This is a genomic window from Sandaracinus amylolyticus, from assembly GCF_021631985.1.
In the GTDB taxonomy this organism is placed as follows: Bacteria; Myxococcota_A; Polyangia; order Polyangiales; family Sandaracinaceae; genus Sandaracinus; species Sandaracinus amylolyticus_A.
In genome coordinates, this window is record NZ_CP070225.1 from 5338250 (window position 1) to 5357123 (window position 18874).

General features: G+C 70.3%; 13 protein-coding genes. 9 read left to right on the forward strand and 4 right to left on the reverse strand.

All coding sequences use genetic code 11. The annotated features are described in order from the left end of the window. Positions 1-2: 2 nt before the first annotated feature. From I5071_RS22530 to I5071_RS22545, 4 genes are all read right to left on the reverse strand, one after another. A complete protein-coding gene (locus tag I5071_RS22530; protein ID WP_236607582.1) occupies positions 3-4484 on the reverse strand; it encodes a hypothetical protein in 4482 nt (1493 codons plus the stop codon). Positions 4485-4609: 125 nt separating this feature from the next. After that, a complete protein-coding gene (locus I5071_RS22535; RefSeq protein WP_236607583.1) occupies positions 4610-5995 on the reverse strand; it encodes a hypothetical protein in 1386 nt (461 codons plus the stop codon). Positions 5996-6451: 456 nt separating this feature from the next. Then, the gene (locus tag I5071_RS22540; RefSeq protein WP_236607584.1) at positions 6452-7801 is read right to left on the reverse strand and encodes a M16 family metallopeptidase; all 1350 of its coding nucleotides are present in this window, start codon (positions 7799-7801) and stop codon (positions 6452-6454) included. Further along, positions 7798-9210, reverse strand: coding sequence for a M16 family metallopeptidase (locus tag I5071_RS22545; RefSeq protein WP_236607585.1), 1413 nt, complete (start codon positions 9208-9210; stop codon positions 7798-7800). The genes I5071_RS22540 and I5071_RS22545 overlap by 4 nt, the downstream gene beginning before the upstream one ends. Before the next feature lie 84 nt (positions 9211-9294). Between I5071_RS22545 and gltX the strand changes: the two genes are divergently transcribed. The 9 genes from gltX to I5071_RS22590 all read left to right on the forward strand — a co-directional run bounded on the left by gltX (position 9295) and on the right by I5071_RS22590 (position 18873). Beyond that, positions 9295-10731 carry a glutamate--tRNA ligase gene (gene gltX, locus I5071_RS22550; protein ID WP_236607586.1) on the forward strand — a complete coding sequence of 479 codons (1437 nt, stop codon included), beginning with the start codon at positions 9295-9297 and terminating at the stop codon, positions 10729-10731. Then, a complete protein-coding gene (locus I5071_RS22555) occupies positions 10728-11720 on the forward strand; it encodes a CPBP family intramembrane glutamic endopeptidase (RefSeq protein ID WP_236607587.1) in 993 nt (330 codons plus the stop codon). The genes gltX and I5071_RS22555 overlap by 4 nt, the downstream gene beginning before the upstream one ends. A gap of 283 nt (positions 11721-12003) precedes the next feature. Then, complete coding sequence (locus tag I5071_RS22560; protein ID WP_236607588.1) at positions 12004-12471, forward strand: chemotaxis protein CheW; 468 nt, start codon at positions 12004-12006, stop codon at positions 12469-12471. Further along, the gene (locus I5071_RS22565; RefSeq protein ID WP_236607589.1) at positions 12468-12857 is read left to right on the forward strand and encodes a response regulator; all 390 of its coding nucleotides are present in this window, start codon (positions 12468-12470) and stop codon (positions 12855-12857) included. Before I5071_RS22560 ends, I5071_RS22565 begins: the two co-directional genes overlap by 4 nt. Next, complete coding sequence (locus I5071_RS22570; RefSeq protein ID WP_236607590.1) at positions 12854-13216, forward strand: hypothetical protein; 363 nt, start codon at positions 12854-12856, stop codon at positions 13214-13216. Before I5071_RS22565 ends, I5071_RS22570 begins: the two co-directional genes overlap by 4 nt. A 23-nt stretch (positions 13217-13239) precedes the next feature. Beyond that, on the forward strand, positions 13240-14793 hold the full coding sequence (locus tag I5071_RS22575; RefSeq protein ID WP_236607591.1) for a methyl-accepting chemotaxis protein: 1554 nt from the start codon (positions 13240-13242) through the stop codon (positions 14791-14793). Positions 14794-14796: 3 nt separating this feature from the next. Next, on the forward strand, positions 14797-16881 hold the full coding sequence (locus I5071_RS22580) for a hybrid sensor histidine kinase/response regulator (RefSeq protein ID WP_236607592.1): 2085 nt from the start codon (positions 14797-14799) through the stop codon (positions 16879-16881). Then, positions 16878-17822: a chemotaxis protein CheB gene (locus I5071_RS22585; RefSeq protein WP_236607593.1), complete on the forward strand. Its 945-nt coding sequence runs from the start codon at positions 16878-16880 to the stop codon at positions 17820-17822. The genes I5071_RS22580 and I5071_RS22585 overlap by 4 nt, the downstream gene beginning before the upstream one ends. Next, positions 17791-18873, forward strand: a complete 1083-nt coding sequence (locus I5071_RS22590; protein ID WP_236607594.1) for a CheR family methyltransferase — start codon at positions 17791-17793, stop codon at positions 18871-18873. The genes I5071_RS22585 and I5071_RS22590 overlap by 32 nt, the downstream gene beginning before the upstream one ends. The last annotated feature ends 1 nt before the right edge of the window (position 18874 follow it).

Below are 18874 nucleotides of genomic sequence, written 5' to 3' on the forward strand. Positions count from 1 at the left end.
CCTCAGATCTCCGGCCGGGTGTACGTGAACGGGAACTGGATTCCGAACTCGCGCTCGAGCTGGACGAGGTAGCCGAAGAACGACTCGAGCTGGACCACGCGACCGTCGAGGCGCTCGACCTCGTCGTTGATGCGCGTGGAGTCGGGCCGTCCGTCGCCGAGGCGCGGGATGGTGTAACCGAGCGCCGCGAGGCGCGTGCGGTCCGCCGGCGGGATGTTGTTCTCGTCGTTCGGCGTGCCACCGAAGTCGCCGCGGAACTGACGCAGGCAGCGCAGGATGAACGCCGAGTCACGCGCCTCGCGGACCATCGCGAAGGCGATCGACTCCTGGTCGATCAGACCACCCTCTTCCGGCGTGAGCTGCCACGCGAGGTAGCTCTTGCCGAAACGAGTGCTGGTGTAGCGGACGTAGTCGACGCCCTCGGTGCCCTCGGGAGCGTTGCAGTCGCCCTGGCCCTCGACACAGAGGAACAGCTGCGTCTGGAACGTCGTGTCGTAATAGACCGGGAACTCCGAGAGACCGAAGATCGTCGCGTACGACTGCAGGAGGAAGTTGTCGCCGCCGTTGAGGACGAACATCCGCTCTGCGGGGTTCGGACGATAGGTGATGTCCGCGGGGTGCGGGCGGCAGGTCGTCGACCCGGGGGTCGAGCAGTCGCCGCGATAGAAGTCCATGTAGAGCGTGCGCGGATTGCGGCACTGCGGGAACGAGCTCGATGCGTCGCAGATGACGCGCGGCATGTACTCGCCCGGCTGGTCCGCGATCATTCCCGTGAAGATCTGGTTAATCTCGTTCGGGAAGAGGTCGTACATGTTCGTGTAGAACACGAGCTCCGCACCGTAGAACGGCGACAGACCACGCAGCGTCAGCAGCTGCATCGTGATGATCTTGTCGTAGAGCGATCCGATTCGCTCGATGCGGTTGATGCCGGTCAGACCCGCCTGATAGACCGAGCCGAAGAAGCGGCCCTGTCCGAGTCGAATCTGGAGCTGGCCAGTCGGCGAGTCGGGGTTCGAGTTGAACCGCTCGTACCACTGGTAACCGGAGTTCCACTGGTACGCGCCGACGCCCGGCGAGCCGAGGATGCGCGCGAAGAAGTTCAGCGTGTCCGCGGTCGCGAGGAACTGATCGTAGAAGCCCCACGCGCCGGTCGTGTCGCGGAACTCCGGATCGTTCTGGTAGCGGTACAGCAGGTTCTGCTCGATGTTGAGCAGCGGGAAGAGGTACCGCGTGAGGCCGTTGATGTAGCCGTTGATCGTGAACGTGCGGCGGTAGCGGCGGAACGCCGAGAAGATGTAGTTGCGCTCGTACGACTCCATCGCGTTCCGCACGATCTCGCGGAACGAGTCACCCTCGTCGAAGAGGTTGCACCACGGGAGCGTGCGGGTGTTCGCGCGGATGTCGTCGCAGTAGCGGAACGTCACCGGCACGAAGTCGGGCGTGGTGGGCAGCGTCTCGCTGAACTCCGCGACGTCCTGATCGAAGTTCGAGCAGATGCCGCCGCCGGCCGACGTCGGGTTCGCGACGCAGGTCTGCGTCAGGCCCGTCGTCATGTTCGTCTCGAGCAGCTCGGCCGCGCGGGCGCCGCCGACCGCGTACGGGCAGTCGGTGTCCGCCTCGCAGCGCTCGCCGCCGCGGTACCACTTGATGCCGACGCGCTGGAAGCCCTCGGCGATCGTGCCGTCGGCGCGCACGCCGGCCGGGTTGATCTGCTCGAGCGGCAGTCGCGACGTGCGGTTGTCGTAGATGTCGACGATGTCGCCGTAGCCGAAGCGGATGGCCATGCGGTCGTAGTGGCCCGCGCCCTGGATGCGCTCGTACCACTGCGCCGTGTAGTCCATCACCGACGCGTTCATCCACGTGTCGATGCCGGCGAGCTCGCGGAGGCGGCGCGCGTCCGCGTAGGCCGTCTCGAACGCCGTCACTTCCGCGGGGCTCAGGCCGGGCGTGCCGTCCGTGTCGAACGTCGCGGGGCTCGGGAGCGGGAAGCGACGATTGATGAGGTAGTAGTCATCTTCGTAGTTGTGGCTGTCGGCCGTGCCACCGAAGTCGTGCATGAGGCCGAGGCAGTGGCCCATCTCGTGGACCTGCGTGTCGCGATAGAGCCGGCGGTTGAGCTCGAACTCCACGCGCGCGCGCGGCCAGCTACGGTGCTGCATCACGAACCACATCACCGAGTGATCCGTGAACTCGGTCGGCATGTGGAACGCGTTGAGACCACTGCGGACGTTGAAGTCCGCGAAGTCGTCGAGGTGCTCGCCGATGCCGTGGCGGAACGGCGAGGCCTGCTCGAGCACGGCCTCGTTGAGCTCCGCGCCGGTCATCGTCGACGGCACGTTCGTGAGGCCCGCGAGGACGAGCGCGTCCTCGCCCGACACGAGACGACGCTCGATGTCGGTGCCCGCGAGCTCGCGCAGGCGCGAGTCGCTGAAGAGCTGCGCGCGACCCTCGGGGCCCTGCAGCCGCTCGGCGCGCGCCATCGCGCGCTCCATCACGTTGTCGATCTCGCCGCGCACGGCGGGATCGGCACCGACGCCCGCCTCGAGCGCGACGCTGAAGTCGATGCGCGGCGGAGCCGGCAGGTCGACGCGGTTCGCGGCCTCGAGGAACGCGCGGATGTCCTCGCCGGTGAAGAACTCCTGATCGGTCGAGCGACCGTTGATCAGGTCGTAGGTCTGCATCGCGCGGGTGCGCTGCGACTGCATCGCAGGACCGCCGATGTTCGCGTCGCCGGTGAAGACCTCACCGGTGATCGGATCGCCGCGGAGCTGCGCGACGCCGAGGAACGGCGTGCCCGGCTGATCGACGTAGCTCAGGAACTTGAAGCGGATGTCGCCGCGCTCCTGGCAAGTGATCGTCTCGCCCGCCGCCTCCGCCGCCGCCAGGGTCGCCTGGTTGCAGGTGTTGACGCGCAGGACGTTGACGCACTCGCTGCCTTCCATGCGCGCGCCGAACCAGCCGTTGAACGACGTGTCGCTCAGGCGCTCCGCGACGCCGCGATCCGCCATGTTCGGCTCGGCGCCCTCGGGCACCACGACGTGGCAGTCGAAGGGCTCGCCCGAGACGAGGCGACCGCGCGCCGCATCCGGCGTCTCGAAGGGATCGTACTGACCCGCGCAGGTCGGGTTCAGCGCGTCCGCCGCGGTGCAGCCGGTGCCGTCGGGGAACTCCGTCGGATCACACTGGCAGTAGCAGTACCCGCTCGGATCGTCGCTCTGACACGCAGTGCGCTGATAGACCGGGATCTCCTGGCCACGCAGCTGGCGCACGGTGCCCATGAGCACTTCGTTCCACTCGCCGATCGTCTCGAACGCCGGCTCGACGAGGTGCGCGGGGAGCTCGGGCGTCGTGTACCAGACGATCTCGCGGACGTCGCGATCGGCGTAGGGGACCGCCGTGCGCGTGCCGTCTTCGCTCTCCGTGTACCAGTTGCGCCAGATGTTGTGGCGGTTGGTGCCGCGGTTCGAGAAGTCGGTCTGGCCCCACGTCGGATCGTCCGCGGTGCGGCTCGCGTCGTAGGTGAGGCGGTCGAGTCGGAAGTAGCCCGCGCGCTCGTGACGCTCGTCGGTCCACTCGATGGGCTCGTACTGACGCGTGTCGCTCACGCGCAGGAAGGCCGTGCGCACCGCGACCAGCACCGACGCGCACTCGGGCATGCCCGAGCTCGCCTCGCCGCAGTTCGGCACGGTGCCGAAGCCCGGGATGAACACGTTGCCCGGAGAGACGATCTCCTGGGTCACGAAGCTGAAGCTGTAGAGGTCGCCCTGCTGGTAGTCGCCCGCCCAGTCGCGATCTTCCGCGCTGCACGACTCCGACGCATCGTCGATGCCCGCGCACGACATGAAGTGGAACTGGGGGCGCCAGCTCTCGGGGAACTGCGACTCGTCCTGGACGACCAGCTGCGCGGGCTCGCGGCGCGTCTGGCCGAAGATCTCCGTCAGCTCGTGGCTGGTGCCGAAGTACGAGGTGAGCAGGTTGCGCGACCAGTCGACGCGCATGAACCGGCGCTCCCACCAACGACGGTCCGTCGAGTTCTCGACGAGGACGTTCATCTCCTCGCCGGTGACCGTGTTGTAGTCGCGACGGATGTCGAAGTGGCTGAGGATGCGGAACGCCGCGACCGGCGCGCCGAGGTGATCCGGGTTCGGCGCCGCCTCACCCCACGGATCTTCGGGATCACCGACGATCTCGTAGTCGCGGTACGCGTAGAGCGTCTCCTCGTCGATGACCCAGCGGATGCGCGGCAGCGCGAACCCCATGAAGCCCGCGGTCCCGTCGCGCGCGATCTCGCCCATGAACCCGAGGCCCGCAGCCTCGTAGTCCATGTCGATCGTCGTGCGCGCCATGTACCAGGAGCCCGTGAACGCGCTCTTCTCGACCACGTTCACGCCGACGCGATTGACCGGCGGCTGCTCGTTGCCGCAGCCACCGATGCTCGCGCCCACGAGCAAGCCCAACGCGACCCACATCCCGAGACGCTTCATCGTCCCAGCCTCCAGCCCGCGATCCGAGTTCGAGTGAGACTTCGCGGCGATCAGTCCGCGAAGCAGCAAGCAGTTCTTGACGGCGCGCGACAGCGAGCGCGCGTGATCGTGTCCGTGCGGCAGCATCAGAAGGAACCTCCGGTGGTGCTCTGCACACCCGCGAGGCCCTGACGGCGACGCTGGCGCTGCTCCGGCGTGAGGCCGTCGTCCTCGGCGCCCTGGAGCGCCTCGTAGATGGCATCGATCTGCACGGTGGCAGTGAGGAAGAAGTTGTTGTCGGGATTGAAGACGCTGCGCAGCGAGCCGTCGTCGTTCTGGAGCGGCGCGAGGTTCGTCGCGTTCGACCAGCCGACCGAGAGGTTCAGCCACGGCTGCACGTCGTATGCGACCGAGAGCGAGAACGACGTGAAGTGACGCCAGTGCGTATCGCTGTTGTCGCCGATGCAGTACGGGCCCATCAGCGTATCGGTGCACGCCTCGCCGAGGCCGTGGCCTTCCTGCGACTGCCAGAACGCCGAGCCCGCGAGGGTCAGACCGGAGATCGGCGTGACCGTGATGTTGAGGCCCGCGGTGATCACGTGGCGCGCCGAGGTCACGGCCGACGCCTGATCACCGAAGTTGCCGCTCTGGACGTCGCCGCTCGGCGCGTGCTGCTGCGCCGGGTACGTGCCCAGCGTGCCCGGCGTGTTGCGGCCCGCGAACCAGTACTGGTAGCGGCCGATCAGCGCGAACGTGAGCGACGCGAGCTCGGGGAAGACGCGCACCGCCGTGAGGCCGCCCGCGAGCGCGAAGTAGCGCTGCGCGGCCTGGCTCGCCTTCGACGCCGGGAGCACGACGCGGCCCGCGGGGATGAAGATGAAGCCCTCCCACGCGATCGTGCGGCGGAGCTCGACGATCGTGTCGCTGAGCTGCGGCTCGCGGTTGTTCGGGCTCGAGAGGCCGTCGTCCGTGAGCTCGACCGAGAGGCTCTGGCTCAGCGCGAAGAACGTCGCGGGGTCGAGGTACCAGCGCGGCGCGAGGTTGAACGACCAGTAGTACATCGGGTCGTAGCTGAGCTGCGCCCCGCGGAAGAACGAGTTCGGCGTGATGCCGTGGGTCCAGCTGAAGAACGAGTTGCGCCACGGGAGCGGCTCGCGCTGGGCCTGCGCCTCTTCGGCGGCAGCTTCTTCGGCAGCCGCGTCCTCACCGGTCGCCGCGGCCTCTTCGGCCTCGATGTCGCCGGGCTGCAGTGCGGAGTCCGGGGCGCTCGTCGTGGTCGCTTCGGACTGCGTCGCTTCGGTCGACTGCGCCGCTTCGTCCGACTGCGCTGCCTCGTCCTGCGCCGTCTCCTGTGCCGTCGTCTCCGGCGCGACCTCGGCCTCTGTCGCGCCCTCCGATGGCGCCTGCTCCTGCGCCGGTGCTGCTTCGTCCGCGTCTTCCGTCGTCTGCGCCGACGCGAGAGGCGAGGCGATGGTCAGCCCCGCGATCGCGCTCAGCGCGACGACGAACCAGGCTCGCGAGACGCGAGCCATCAGCGTCCATTCTCTCACCGAGGCTTCTCCATTCGTCCGATCGGTGCTGGGGGAACAAAAACGAAGGCGAGCAACGTTGTCTGGGCGAAATCGACTGCTGCGCTCGAGATGCCTTATGCGCGCACGCGCAAAGGCCCACCGCAGAACGAGCGGCGGAGTAGGACAGAGGCGCGGACCTCTTGTCAACGTGATCTGATTGGGTGCCCGAGCTCGATTCCGTGCGCTGATTCCGTTCGTTTCCGGGAGCGCACGACGGTCGTCAGAGGACGCACGGTGTGGCGCTCCCGGGCGGAACGGGGCGCCCCGTGTCGCAACCGATGTGCCACGCCACACCGGTCATCCGTGCAGATTCGATCCCTCGGGGATTCGACGACCCGCGCCGCCGGGACCGCGAGACAGGGTGTCGCGTGCGTAAGCTTCCTGACGGAGCGAGGGGCTCCGAGGGCAGCGCGACGCTCAGAGCGAGTCGAACGGAACGACCGAGACTTCTCGCACACCCGGCAGTCGCTGCAGGCGATCGAGAAGGGGCGCCGCGGTCGCGACGAGGACGATCGACAGGTCCTCGTGCGAGAGGCGCGCACGCACTGCTTCGTTCGCGCGAGGCAGCGTCACCGCGCCGACGCTCGTCACGAAGTGCGTGTAGAACTCGGCGGGCATCGACTGCACCTCGGCATCGAGGCGCGGCTCGAGCCGCTTGGCCGCGGTGTCGCGATCGAACGCGTGCGACTTCACGAGGTAGTCGCGCGCATTGCTGAGCTCGGGCGCGCTGATGCCCTCTTCGACGAACTTCTCGATCAACGAGAGCTCCAGCGCGATGCAGTCGACCGCGTTCTCCGCGGAAGGATGCGTGTAGAGGCTCCACGCCTCGCGCTGTCGATCCGCGCCGAGCCGCGCGTTCGCGGCGTAGCTCCAGCCGCGCTCGCTGCGCACCTCGCGCACCAGGCGCGACGTGAACGTGCCGCCGAACGCAGTGTTCGCGACGACCAGCGGATAGAAGACGGGATCGGCCAGGCGCGTGCCCAGCGTGCCCAGGAAGATCTGCGTCTGCGTGCGCTCGGGCTTGTCGACGACCAGCACGCGTCGGCCCTTCGCGATCACCGGGACCGGCAGCGTCACCTCGGGCGCGCGGCCGCGCGGCACCTTCGCGAACGCGCGATCGACCATCGCGCGCAGCTCGCCCTCGGTCACGTCGCCCGCGACGCCGAGCACGATGTTCTCGGCGACCACGTGGGTGCCGAGGAAGTCCGCGACGTCACCGCGCGACACGCGCTGGATCGTCTCCGCGTTGCCGAAGGTGGGGCGCGCGTACGGGTGCTCGCCGAACAAGTGCGAGCGGAGCCCGCGGCTCGCGAGCCAGCGATCGTTGTCGCGCTGGCTGAGGAGATCCGCGATCGTCTCGCGCTGCACGAGCCCGAGGTCGGTCGCGCGCAGCGCGGGGGTGCACACGAGCTGACCCAGCAGCTCGAGGAGGTCGGGCAGGCTGCGCCGGATCACCGACGCGTGCAGGCGCACCATCGAGTGCGCGACGTCGACGCTGAGCGCCGCGCCCATCGAGTCGATCGCCTCGTCGACGTCCTCGGCCTTGAGGCGCTTGGTGCCCATGCGGAGCAAGCGCGCCGCGAGACGACCGAGGCCTTCCTTGCCCTGAGGATCGAAGAGCGCGCCGGTCTTCAGCACGACCTCGACGTCGACCAGCGGGATCGCGTGGCTCTCCTCGAGCAGCACGGTCATCCCCGCGTCGGTCGTCCATCGCGGGCCCCAGGGCGCGTCGGGCGCCGGAGCGGTGGGACGTCGGGACGTGGTCACGCCGCGCTGCGCTTTCGAGAAGTGGTGCGGCGCTCCTTCGGCGTCACGCGCACGATGGTGCGGCGGCGATCGTCGAAGACCTCGCGCGCGACGCGCCGCACGTCCTCGGACGTCACGCGCCGATACTCCGCGAGGCGCGTGAAGCTGTGGCGCGGATCGCCCACGACCGTCTCCGAGAAGCCGATCTGCTCGGCCTTGCCCGACACGGTCTCGAGCGCCGAGAGGAACCCGAGCTCGAGGCGGTTCTTCACCTTCGCGAGCTCCTCCTCGTCGACCAGCTCCTTCTTCAGGCGCTTGAAGTGCTTCTCGGCGATCGCGAAGCACTTGTCGATCGACGCGCCCTCGCGCGCCGAGAGCCAGAGATCGACGAGCCCGCCGTGGCGGAACGGCGAGAGCGACATGCGCACCTCGGCCGCGAGCTCCTTCTCGCGCACGAGCTCCTTCCAGAGCCGCGACGAGCGACCGCCGACGAGCAGCTGATCGATCACCGTGAGCACCGCGTGATCGAACGACGCGTACCCCGGCGCGTGCCAGCCCACCGCGATCTTCGGCGTGGGCGTGGGCCACGACACGTCCTTGCGGCGCTCGCTGCGCTGGCGCGGCGCGGACGGCGCGTCGTGCGTCGTGAGCTTCGAGGGCCCGAGCGGGCCGTAGTGCTCCTGGATCATCGCGAGGAGCGACTCGATCTCGACGTCGCCGACGACGACCAGCGTCGCGCCGTTGGGCGCGTAGTTCGTTCGGTAGAACGAACGACAGTCCGACGCAGTGAACCCCTCGATGTCGCCCATCCAGCCGATCGTCGGCCAGCCGTAGGGGTGCTCCTTGCCGAACGCCGTCGCGTAGAGGACCTCGTTGACCTTGCCCTCGACGTCGTCCTCGACGCGGTCGCGACGCTCCGACGTGACGACCTGCTTCTCGCTCGCGACCTTGTCCTTCGCGAGCACGAGGTTCGACATGCGATCGCTCTCGAGGCGCACTGCGAGCGCGATCTCGGAGGCGGGCAGGTTCTCGTAGTAGTAGGTCCAGTCGACCCACGTCGCGGCGTTGGTCTCGCCGCCGGCGGCCTCGAGCAGACGATCGAACTCGCCGTGCGCGAGCGTCTTCGTCTCGTGGAACATCAGGTGCTCGAGCAGGTGCGCCTGGCCCGTCTTTCCGGGCTTCTCGTGGCTCGAGCCGACGCGCAGCCACGTGTGGTACGAGACCACCGGCGCCGCGGGATCGGGCAGCACGAGGATCGTGAGCCCGTTGCCGAGCACCCAGCGCTGGATGCGCAGTGCCTCGCCGAACGGGACCTCTTCGACGAAGCGCACGTGGGCGTGCGCGTGGGTCGTCGCGGCATTGAGGCGCGCTTCGATCTCCTCGGTGGTCGAGGCGGCCGCAGGCGCGACGGCGGAAGCTGAATGTTCCATCCGGAAGAGCGGCTCGGGAGCATGGAGCCCCGCGGATCAGGGGTCAAGCATCGATCCCGGGCTTGTGCTAACGCTCGCCTCCCCATGACGACCAAGGGAGATCGCGTCCGCTTCGCGCCTTCGCCGACCGGATACCTGCACATCGGCGGCGTTCGCACCGCGCTCTACAACTGGCTCTGGGCGCGGAGGACCGGCGGGACCTTCGTGCTGCGCATCGAGGACACCGACCGCGAGCGCAGCACGCAGGAGAGCGTCGACGTCATCCTCGACTCGATGAAGTGGTGCGGCCTCGAGTGGGACGAGGGGCCCGAGGTCGGAGGCCCGAACGGGCCTTATTTCCAGACGCAGCGGCTCGCGCTCTATCGCGAGTTCGCCGAGAAGCTCATCGCGCGCGGCGCGGCGTTCAGGTGCTACTGCACCAAGGAAGAGCTCGACGCGCAGCGCGCGAAGCTCGCGCCGGGTCAGCACTTCCGTTATCCGGGCACCTGCCGCACGCGCGCCGATCAGCCTGATCAGCCGTACGTGATCCGCATGAAGTCGCCGACGAGCGGGGCGACGGGCTGGCTCGATCTCGTGAAGGGGCGCATCGACGTCCCGAACGACGCGCAGCAGGACTGGGTGCTGATGCGCGGCGACGGAGTGCCGCTCTACAACTTCGGCGCGGTCGTCGACGACATCACGATGGGCATCACGCTGATCGCGCGCGGCGACGATCACGTCGTGAACACGCCGATCCAGATCATCCTCTACGAGGCGCTCGGCTACGCGCTGCCGAAGTTCGCGCACCTGCCGATGATCAACGGGCAGGACGGCAAGAAGCTCAGCAAGCGCCACGCGGCCGTGAGCACGACGGAGTATCGCGACATGGGCTACCTGCCCGACGCGGTGCTCAACTACCTCGCGCGCCTCGGCTGGTCGCACGGCGATCAGGAGATCTTCACGCGCAGCGAGCTGATCCAGGCGTTCTCGTGGGACGGCGTGGGCCGCACCGCGGCGCAGTACGACGCGAAGAAGTTCGCGCACGTCCAGGCGTCGCACCTGCGCACGCTCGACGACGCGATCCTCGCGGAGAAGGCGCGCCCGTTCGCGAAGGACCCGGTGATCGCCGCGGGGCTCGACGCCGAGCGCGATCGCTACATCGGCGCGGTCGGGACCGTGAAGACGCGCGCGACGACGCTGATCGACATCGTCGAGATGGTCGACTTCTACTTCCGCGAGCCGCCGGCCGAGGACGAGAAGGCGGTCGCGAAGTTCCTCGTGAAGGAGAGCGCGCCGACGCTGAAGGCGCTGCGCGATCACATCGCGAACGTGCAGCCCTTCGATCGCGTCGCGCTCGAGGCGAGCGTCAACGAGTGGCTCGCGCAGACGGCCCTGCAGATGAAGAACGTCGCGCAGCCGGCGCGCGTCGCGATGACCGGCAAGACCGCGAGCCCCGGCCTCTTCGACGTGATGGAGGTGCTCGGTCGCGAGCGCACGCTGGCCCGTCTCGATCGCGGGATCGCGCGGAGCGAATCGGCGTGAGCAAGCGGGGCGCTGCTGCGAAGGCCGCTGCCGCCGCGTCCGAGGCGGGGCCCTATCGCAGCGCCGCCGAGAACGACAAGCGCGCGCGCATCGAGTGGCTCGAGCACGGGCTCTCGGCGAAGCCGTGGGCGCAGCGCCTGACCGAGCTGCATCCGCGCAACTTCTTCGTGCGTGCGTGGCGCGTGCTGGACGAGCTCGCGGCCGACGAGCGCAACGAGCGAGAGGCAGCGGGCAAGGGCTACGACTACCGGCCGATCATCGCGCTCTGCGTGGGCGCGCTGTGTCTGACGGTGATGGAGTACGTCGGGCACTCGACGACGTTCCGTCAGCTGCTTCGCGAGCTCGCGCCGCTGGGCTCGCGCGAGGACACGTTCTGGGTCTGGCTGCGCGACTCGCAGTGGCTCGAGCTCGCGGACTTCGTGTGGTGGTCGGGCTTCCGCGTGCTCGGCTACTTCGTGATCCCCGCGATCGTCGTGAAGTGGTTCTTCAAGGAGCGGCTGCGCGATCACGGGCTCGAGACGAAGGAGATCCGCAACCACGCGTGGATCTACGGGCTCAGCTATTCGGCGGTGTTCGTCGGCGTGATGTTCGTCGCGAAGTTCGTCCCGCACTTCACGCAGTACTACCCGTTCTACGATCTCTGCTCGCGCAGCTGGTTCGATCTGATCGCGTGGGAGCTGCTCTATGCGGCGCAGTTCCTCTCGCTCGAGTTCTTCTTCCGCGGCTTCTGGATGCGCTCGATGCGCAGCGCGATGGGCTCGCAGGCGATCTTCGCGATGGTCGTGCCCTACTGCATGATCCACTTCGGCAAGCCGTTCCTCGAGGCGGTCGCGGCGATCTTCGCCGGCGTGGTGCTCGGGACGCTCGCGCTGCGCACGCGCTCGATCTGGGGCGGATGCGTGGTGCACATCGGCGTCGCGATCACGATGGACGTGACTGCGCTGATCGTGAGCGGGCGCGGCATGCCCGCGCAGTGGTTCCCGGGCTGAGTTTTCGGAAGGGGTCATGGATGACCCCTTCCCCCCGCCCGGCGGAGCCGGATCGGGGCCCCCCATCCCTGAACGCTGCGCGCGGGGCCCCAGCCCCGCTTGCTCATGTCAGCGCGCTCCGAGTCATCGACTGACTCTGACTATCGACGGATCACCGAGTCGTCGCACGCGGTGGTGCTCGCGCGCCGAGCGTCGCGAACGCGCGCACCTGCGCGCCAACTCGTGACGCGGACGCCTGATTTCAGGTTCCATCGCCACGGAATCGTCGGCTAGTATCGAAGACGTGACGGATCCGCTCTCGCGGTTTCGCGAGGACTTGTCGGGGGGACAGGGACACGCGGAGAGCTCGGCGCGACATCGGCGCGCGCTGCTGCTCTTCGAGCACGGAGGTGCGCTCCTCGGGGTCCCCGCCGAGTCGGTGGACGCGGTGATCGCGTGGCAGGCTCCTGCGCGTCTGCCGTGCGCGACCGCCGGGATCGCCGGCGTGGTGCAGGACCGCGGGCGCATCGTCGCGGTGCTCGAGTCGCCGCTCGGCGAGAGCGAGCGCGAGACGCGCGCAGTGCGTCGCCTGATCGTGTGCGGCACGACGCGCGGCTTCGTGGGCATCCCCGCGGAGACGACGCGCGGCGTGAGCACGGTCGAGCTCGCGCGCGACGCGACGCCCGGAGAGCTCGTCGACTCGTCCGAGGGCCCGCTGACGATCGTGGATCCGATCGCGCTCATCTCTGCAGTACGGGAGACGACATCATGAGCTCGCGGACCCCTTCCGCCGACGTGCTGGTCATCGACGACAGCGACATCGCGCGCGAGTCGATGAAGCGCGCCCTCGCGGCCGCCGGACTGCGCGTGATCGACCTGCCTTCGCCGATCGGCGCGACGAGCGCGATCCTGCGCACGCAGCCGCGCCTCGTCGTGATCGACATCAACATGCCGTCGATGCGCGGCGACAAGCTCGCGAGCTTGTTCCGGAAGACCGAGAAGCTGGGCGAGCTGAAGATCGTGCTCGTCTCGGGGAACGACACGACGCAGCTCGACGCGCTCGCGCGCGAGGCGCAGGCGGACGCCGTCGTCGCGAAGTCGGCGGGGACCGATGCGCTCGTGAGGACCGTGAAGCAGCTGCTCGCGGAGGCTCGGTGAGCCGCGTGGTGCTGCTCTCGCACGACGGCGTGCGCTGCGCGCTGCCCGCGTCGCAGGTGGTGCGCGCGGTGGGCTCGGGCGGCGAGGACGAGCGACCGGTCGCGCTCTTCCGTCGCGAGCCCGATGCGTCGGTGCGCGACGCGCGATCGCTCTTGGTGCGCACCGGCGCCGGTGAGCGGCGCGTGGACTGCGCCGACGCGCGCTTCGACTGGCTCTCCGAGGAGCGCCTCTTCGCATTGCCCGAGCTGCTGCGCGACGCGATGGCGCTGCCTCACGTCGTCGGGGTGGCCGAGATGGACGGGGTCGGGCTCGTCTGGTTGGTCGATCTGGATCTCTTTTCGGGCTCGAGCGCGCGCTGAGCGCCTCCGGACGTCGAGGGCACATGTTCCGATTCGTCTCGGTTCGTTGGAAGATCGCGGGCCTGCTCTTCGCGGGGGTCCTCGTGATCACGGGGCTCGACGCGTGGCTCGTGCCGGAGCGCGCGGCGCAGGCGGAGCGCGAGTCGATCACCGAGCGCGCGCGCGCGACCGCGGCGATGCTCTCGGAGTCGGTGGTCGCGCCGCTCGAGTTCGATCAGGACGACTCGGCCGCCGAGGTCATGCGCGTCGCGCTCGCCGATCGGCTCGTCGAGTGGGCCGCCGTGTACCGCGCGAACGGCGAGCGCGTGACCGTCGTGGGCGACGGCGATCCGCCGCGCACGATGCGCATGCGCGACGAGCCGCAGGACGTGTCCGCGAGCGAGTCGCTGGTCGTGGTCGCGGCCCCGGTCGCGCGCGGGAACAACGACGCGATCGGCACCGTCGCGGTCGCGATGCGCAGCACCGCGATCGCGCGGCGTCGCGAGGAGACGCGCGGGTGGATCGCGATGCAGGGGCTCGGCGTCGCGGTGGTCGGGCTGCTCGCGTCGTTGTGGTTCGCGTCGCGGATGTCGAGCCAGATGCAGCGCATGGCGCGCGCGGCGGAGCAGATCGCGCGCGGTGACGTGTCGAGCAACCTCGCGCTCGCGCACTCGAACGACGAGCTCGGCGAGATGGCGACCGCGTTCGAGCGCATGAACGATCGGCTGCGCGAGCTGCAGCAGGGCGCGGTGCGCGTCGCGGATGGTGATCTCACGGGATCGATCGGCGGCGACGGCGAGCTCTTCGTCGCGTTCCGCCGGATGCTCGACAGCCTGCGCAGCCTGACGCAGCGGATCGGCACGAGCTCGGACGCCGTCGCGTCGGCGTCGGCGGGCATGTTCTCCGCGGTGCGCGAGCAGGAGACGCTCGCGACGCAGCAGACCGCGTCGCTCGAGGAGATCCGCCGCACGCTGGAGACGCTCGCAGCAGCGGCCGATGCGGTCGCGCGCGACGCACAGGCGGTGCACGAGATGTCGGGCCGCACGCTCGAGAGCTCGACGCGCATGGCCGATCAGACGCGCCTCGTGAGCGCGCACTCGGATCGGATCGGTGAGATCCTCTCGCTCATCCAGGACATCGCGGATCGCTCGGATCTGCTCGCGCTCAACGCAGCGCTCGAGGGCACGAAGGCGGGCGAGGTCGGGCGCGGGTTCTCGCTCGTCGCGGCCGAGATGCGACGCCTCTCCGAGCACGTGATGGACTCGGTGCGCGACATCCGGAAGCTCGTCGCGGACATGCGCGCGGCGTCGCACGCGTCGGTGCTCGCGACCGAGGAGAGCACCAAGCTCGCGCGCGATGCCGCGGCCGCGGCCGCGAAGATCTCGGACGCGGTGAACCGCCATCAGGAAGGCACGTCGCAGGCGAAGTCGGCGGCCGACGAGGTGGTGCGCGCGGTGAACGAGTCGCTCACCGGATCGGCGGCGACGACGCGCTCGGCGGAGTCGCTCCTGCAGCTCTCGCACGAGCTCAAGCAGGCGATCCAGGCGTTCCGCGTCGCGTCCGCCGATCTGCCGCGAGACCAGCGCAGCGGGCGCTGAGCGATGGCGGTGCAGGATCGCGATCTCGTCCGCGCGTTCTGGGACGCGGCGTCGGATCGCATCAGCGAAGCGACCGATCTCTGGATCGCGCTCGAGCAGGGCGATGCGGGCGCGTCGCGCTCGCTGAAGCGGCTGCTCCACACGATGAAGGGCGAGGCGCACATGTTGGGCCTCGCCGACTGCGGCCACCTGCTGCAGGCGATGGAAGGCGTCGTCGAGGGCGCGTCGAAGTCGATGAGCGAGGGCGCGGGCGACGCGATCCTCACCGCGCTCGACACGATCTCGGCGATGGCGGCCTCGGAGGGCGCGCTCGAGATCGATCTCGAAGAGACCCTCGCGCGCCTCGCTGCGGCCGCGGCCGCAGCGCCGACCGAGACCCACGCGGACGCGGCGCCGGCCGAGAGCGAGTCGCGCGCCGAGCACGTCGAGCACGCGCGCCCTTCGCTCGATCCCGCGCGGCTCGGGCCGCTGGTGCACGAAGCGCGACGCCTCCATCGCGAGCACTCGCTGCTGCACCCTGCCCTGCGCGAGGTGCGCCGCATGCTGCGCGCGCTGCTCTCGGAGATCGATCCGCAGCTGCCGCCCGAGGCGCTCGCCGAGCGCATCGTGAAGACGCTCGGGTACGGCGCGGAGATCGAGCGGCGGATGGGCGATCTCGCGGCGCAGTGGTCGACGCACGAGTTCGCGCTCGAGATGGCGCTCGAGCAGCTCGAGGACACGGTGCGATCGGCGGCGATGGTGTCGGTCGCGGCGCTGAAGTCGCAGGTGCATCGCGCCGCGCGGTCGACGGCGCACGCGCTGGGAAAGCGCGTCGAGCTGCTGGTCTCGGGCGATGCGTACGTCGATGCGTCGGTGGAGCGCTCGCTCGGGCCCGCGCTGCTCCACCTCGTGCGCAACGCGGTCGATCACGGGATCGAGAGCGAGGCGGCGCGCATCGCGGCGGGCAAGTCGCCGGTCGGCCGCATCGAGATCACGATCCACCAGACCGACTCGAGCGTGCAGGTGATCGTCGAGGACGACGGCGGGGGCGTCGATCTCGAGCGCATGCGGGCGCGGCTCCGTCACGAGGGCGACGACTCCGAGCTGCTGCAGCGCATCTTCGAGCAGGGCGTGACCACGCGCGACGAGGTGACCGACATCTCGGGGCGCGGCGTGGGGCTCGACGTGGTCGCGCGCGAGGTCGCGGCGGTGGGCGGGAGCGTGCGCGTCGAGTCCGATCGCGGGCGCGGCACGCGCTTCGAGATCGTGCTGCCGACGATGCTGCGCGCCGACATCGTCGTGCCGATCGAGTGCCGTGGGACGCGCCTCGCGATCCCCGTGCGCGAGGTGCTCGCGGTGGAGCGCATCGGCGAGCCGGTGCGCGCGAGCGATGGATGGCGCCTCGCGCGAGGCCCCGCGAATCAGGCCGATCTCGTCCCCCTCTTCGATCTCGGCGCGCTCTTCGGGTCGGCCGAGCCGCCACGCGCGGGGGACGTCGCGGTGATCACGCACCACCGCACGGGCGTGTTCGCGCTGCGGGTCGACGGCTACGACAACCCGCGCCCGATGGCGTTCGAGCGCATCGACGAGCTCGCGGTGCGCTCCGACGTGGTGCGCGGCGTCGCGCCCGCGCCCGACGGAGGCGTGTACTTCCTGCTCGACGCCGACGCGACGCACGCGACGTTGCGCGGCCGTGTCGCGAGCAGCGCAGCGCGTCCATCGGTGATGCCGCGTCGCGCGGTGCCGCACGTGCTGGTGGTCGAGGACGCGCCGGTCGCGCGCGAGCTGCTCCTCGGCATCCTGAGATCGTTTGGGCTCAAAGTATCGGACGCGTCCGACGGAAAGCAGGGGCTCCTGCTCGCGCGCACCGAGCGCCCCGATCTGATCCTCACCGACGTCGAGATGCCCTTCCTCGGCGGGCTCGAGATGATCGCGGAGCTGCGGGGTGATGCCGCGCTGCGCGAGGTGCCGGTGATCGTGCTCACCACGCGCAGCGAGCCCGCGGTGCGCGACCGCGCGCGCGCGCTCGGCGTGCGTGGGTTCCTCTCGAAGCAGCGCTTCGTCGAAACGGAGCTGCGACAGGTGATCGACGAGTGTCTGGCGCGATGACCATTCGTGTGTGCGTCGTCGACGACTCGGACATCGCCTCGCGGCGGATCGCCGAGATCGTCGAGACCGACGACGACGTGCGCGTGATCAAGCGATGCGCGAGCGCGGACGAGCTGCGCGCGTGGAGCGACCTCGACACGGCGTCGGTCGTGGTGCTCGACGTGTGGATGCCCGGCACGTCGGGGCTCGCTGCGATCCGCGAGATCGCCGCGCGTGTCCCGGTCGTCGTCGTGAGCGAGGCCGCGGAGGGATCGGATCTCGCGATCGAGGCGGTCGCGCAGGGCGCGGTCGCCTTCGTGTCGAAGCGCGAGCTCGGCGGAGAGCCCGGTGAGGCGCGGCTGCGCGCGATCGTGCGCGACGCAGCGACGCGCTCGATCGCGCGCGAGCTACCGGTCCTCGTCGTCGTGGGATCCACCGGCGCACCACGCGCGCTCGAGCGCCTGGTGCCGGGGCTGCGCGACGCGCCCGCCGCGATCGTCGTCGTGCAGCACCTGCCGCTCGGTGGAGAGGTCGGGTTCGCGCGATGGATCGCGGGGCTCGGTCTGCCCGCGCGACCCGCGCGCCACGGCGACTCGCTCGCGAGCGGTCGCGCGCTGATCGCGCCCGCGGGGCGTCATCTGGTGATCGAGAACGGCGTGGTGCGGCTCGTCGCGGGCTCGATCGGCGAGCTCCACGTGCCCTCGGCGGATCGCGCGCTCGCATCCGCGGCATCGCTCGGGCGGCGCGTGGTCGCGCTCGTGCTCTCGGGGATGGGGCGCGACGCGGCGCGGGGCATCGCGGAGGCGCTCGAGGCGGGCGCGACCTGTCTCGCGCTGAGCCCCGACGAGTGCGCCGCGCCCTCGATGCCGCGCCACGCGCTCGACGTCTCGCCGCGCGTGCGCGCAGTGCGCCTCGACACGATCGCCACCGATGTCCGCGAAGCCCTCCGACGCCGACGCTGATCGCGAGCTCGCGCAGCTCCTGCGCGCGCTGCTGCAGCCACGGCTCGGGCACGCGCTCGAGCCGTGGCCGAGCGCGCTGCGCCTCGCGCTCGACCGCCTCGCGCAGACGCGTCGCACGTCGCCGCTGGCGCTCGCTCGGGACCTTCTCGCGCGCCCCGATCCCGCTGCGCTCGACGTGCTCGTCTCCGCCGCGACGGTGCCGCACACCCGCTTCTTCCGGCACCCCGAGCACTTCGAGCGCCTCGCGCGCGAGCTGCCGCGCATCGTCGAGCGACGCGGCGCGCCTGCGCGGATCTGGTGCGCGGGATGCGCGACCGGCGAAGAGCCGTGGAGCATCGCGCTGCTCGCGTCGCACCTCGGCGTGGAGGTCGAGCTGCTCGCGACCGACGTGAGCCCCGAGGCGCTGCGCACCGCGCGCGCCGGGATCTATCCGCGCGTGATCAGCGGCGCGGGCGCGCCGGTCGCGATGCCGCCCTCGTGGAGCGCGCCCGAGGCGCTGCGGCGCTCGGTGCGCTTCGAGCGGGCGTCGATCACCGACGCCGATCCCGATCGCGGCGCGGGCCCGTTCGACGTCGTGCTCTGTCGCAACGTGCTCATCTACTTCCCGGCCGCGCAGGCCGCGGCGATCGCGAGCCGCCTCGCGACGCGGCTGCGTCCCGGCGGCGCGATGATCGTCGCGCCGGTCGAGGCCCTGATCGCGATCCCGCCATCGCTGCGCCACGGCGATCCGCTCGGATGGCTCGAGCCTCCCTCGAGCCCGACGCGCGCGGTCGCGCCGGCCGTGATCGCCGCGCCCCGCGAGGACGGGCTCGAGCGCGCCGCACGCGCGCTCGGGCTCGGCGAGCTCGACGAGGCGGAGCGCGCGCTCCGTGCCGCGCTCGATCTCACGCCGACGCGCGCCGAGGCGTGGTTCCTCCTCGGCGAGACGCTGCAGAAGCGCGGAGAGCGCGCGCAGGCGCGCGCCGCGTTCCGGTGCGCCGCGAGCTACGCCGACGCGACACCGCACGGTCGCACGCTCGCGAGCGCCGCCGAGCGACGCGCCCGCGGGTGAC

What these genes read in the sequence shown, in the direction of transcription:
- I5071_RS22530 (WP_236607582.1), bottom strand. Translation starts at nt 4,484, where the DNA reads ATGAAGCGTCTCGGGATGTGGGTCGCGTTGGGCTTGCTCGTGGGCGCG.
- I5071_RS22535 (WP_236607583.1), bottom strand. Translation starts at nt 5,995, where the DNA reads ATGGCTCGCGTCTCGCGAGCCTGGTTCGTCGTCGCGCTGAGCGCGATC.
- I5071_RS22545 (WP_236607585.1), bottom strand. Translation starts at nt 9,210, where the DNA reads ATGGAACATTCAGCTTCCGCCGTCGCGCCTGCGGCCGCCTCGACCACC.
- gltX (WP_236607586.1), top strand. Translation starts at nt 9,295, where the DNA reads ATGACGACCAAGGGAGATCGCGTCCGCTTCGCGCCTTCGCCGACCGGA.
- I5071_RS22565 (WP_236607589.1), top strand. Translation starts at nt 12,468, where the DNA reads ATGAGCTCGCGGACCCCTTCCGCCGACGTGCTGGTCATCGACGACAGC.
- I5071_RS22575 (WP_236607591.1), top strand. Translation starts at nt 13,240, where the DNA reads ATGTTCCGATTCGTCTCGGTTCGTTGGAAGATCGCGGGCCTGCTCTTC.
- I5071_RS22580 (WP_236607592.1), top strand. Translation starts at nt 14,797, where the DNA reads ATGGCGGTGCAGGATCGCGATCTCGTCCGCGCGTTCTGGGACGCGGCG.
- I5071_RS22585 (WP_236607593.1), top strand. Translation starts at nt 16,878, where the DNA reads ATGACCATTCGTGTGTGCGTCGTCGACGACTCGGACATCGCCTCGCGG.
- I5071_RS22590 (WP_236607594.1), top strand. Translation starts at nt 17,791, where the DNA reads ATGTCCGCGAAGCCCTCCGACGCCGACGCTGATCGCGAGCTCGCGCAG.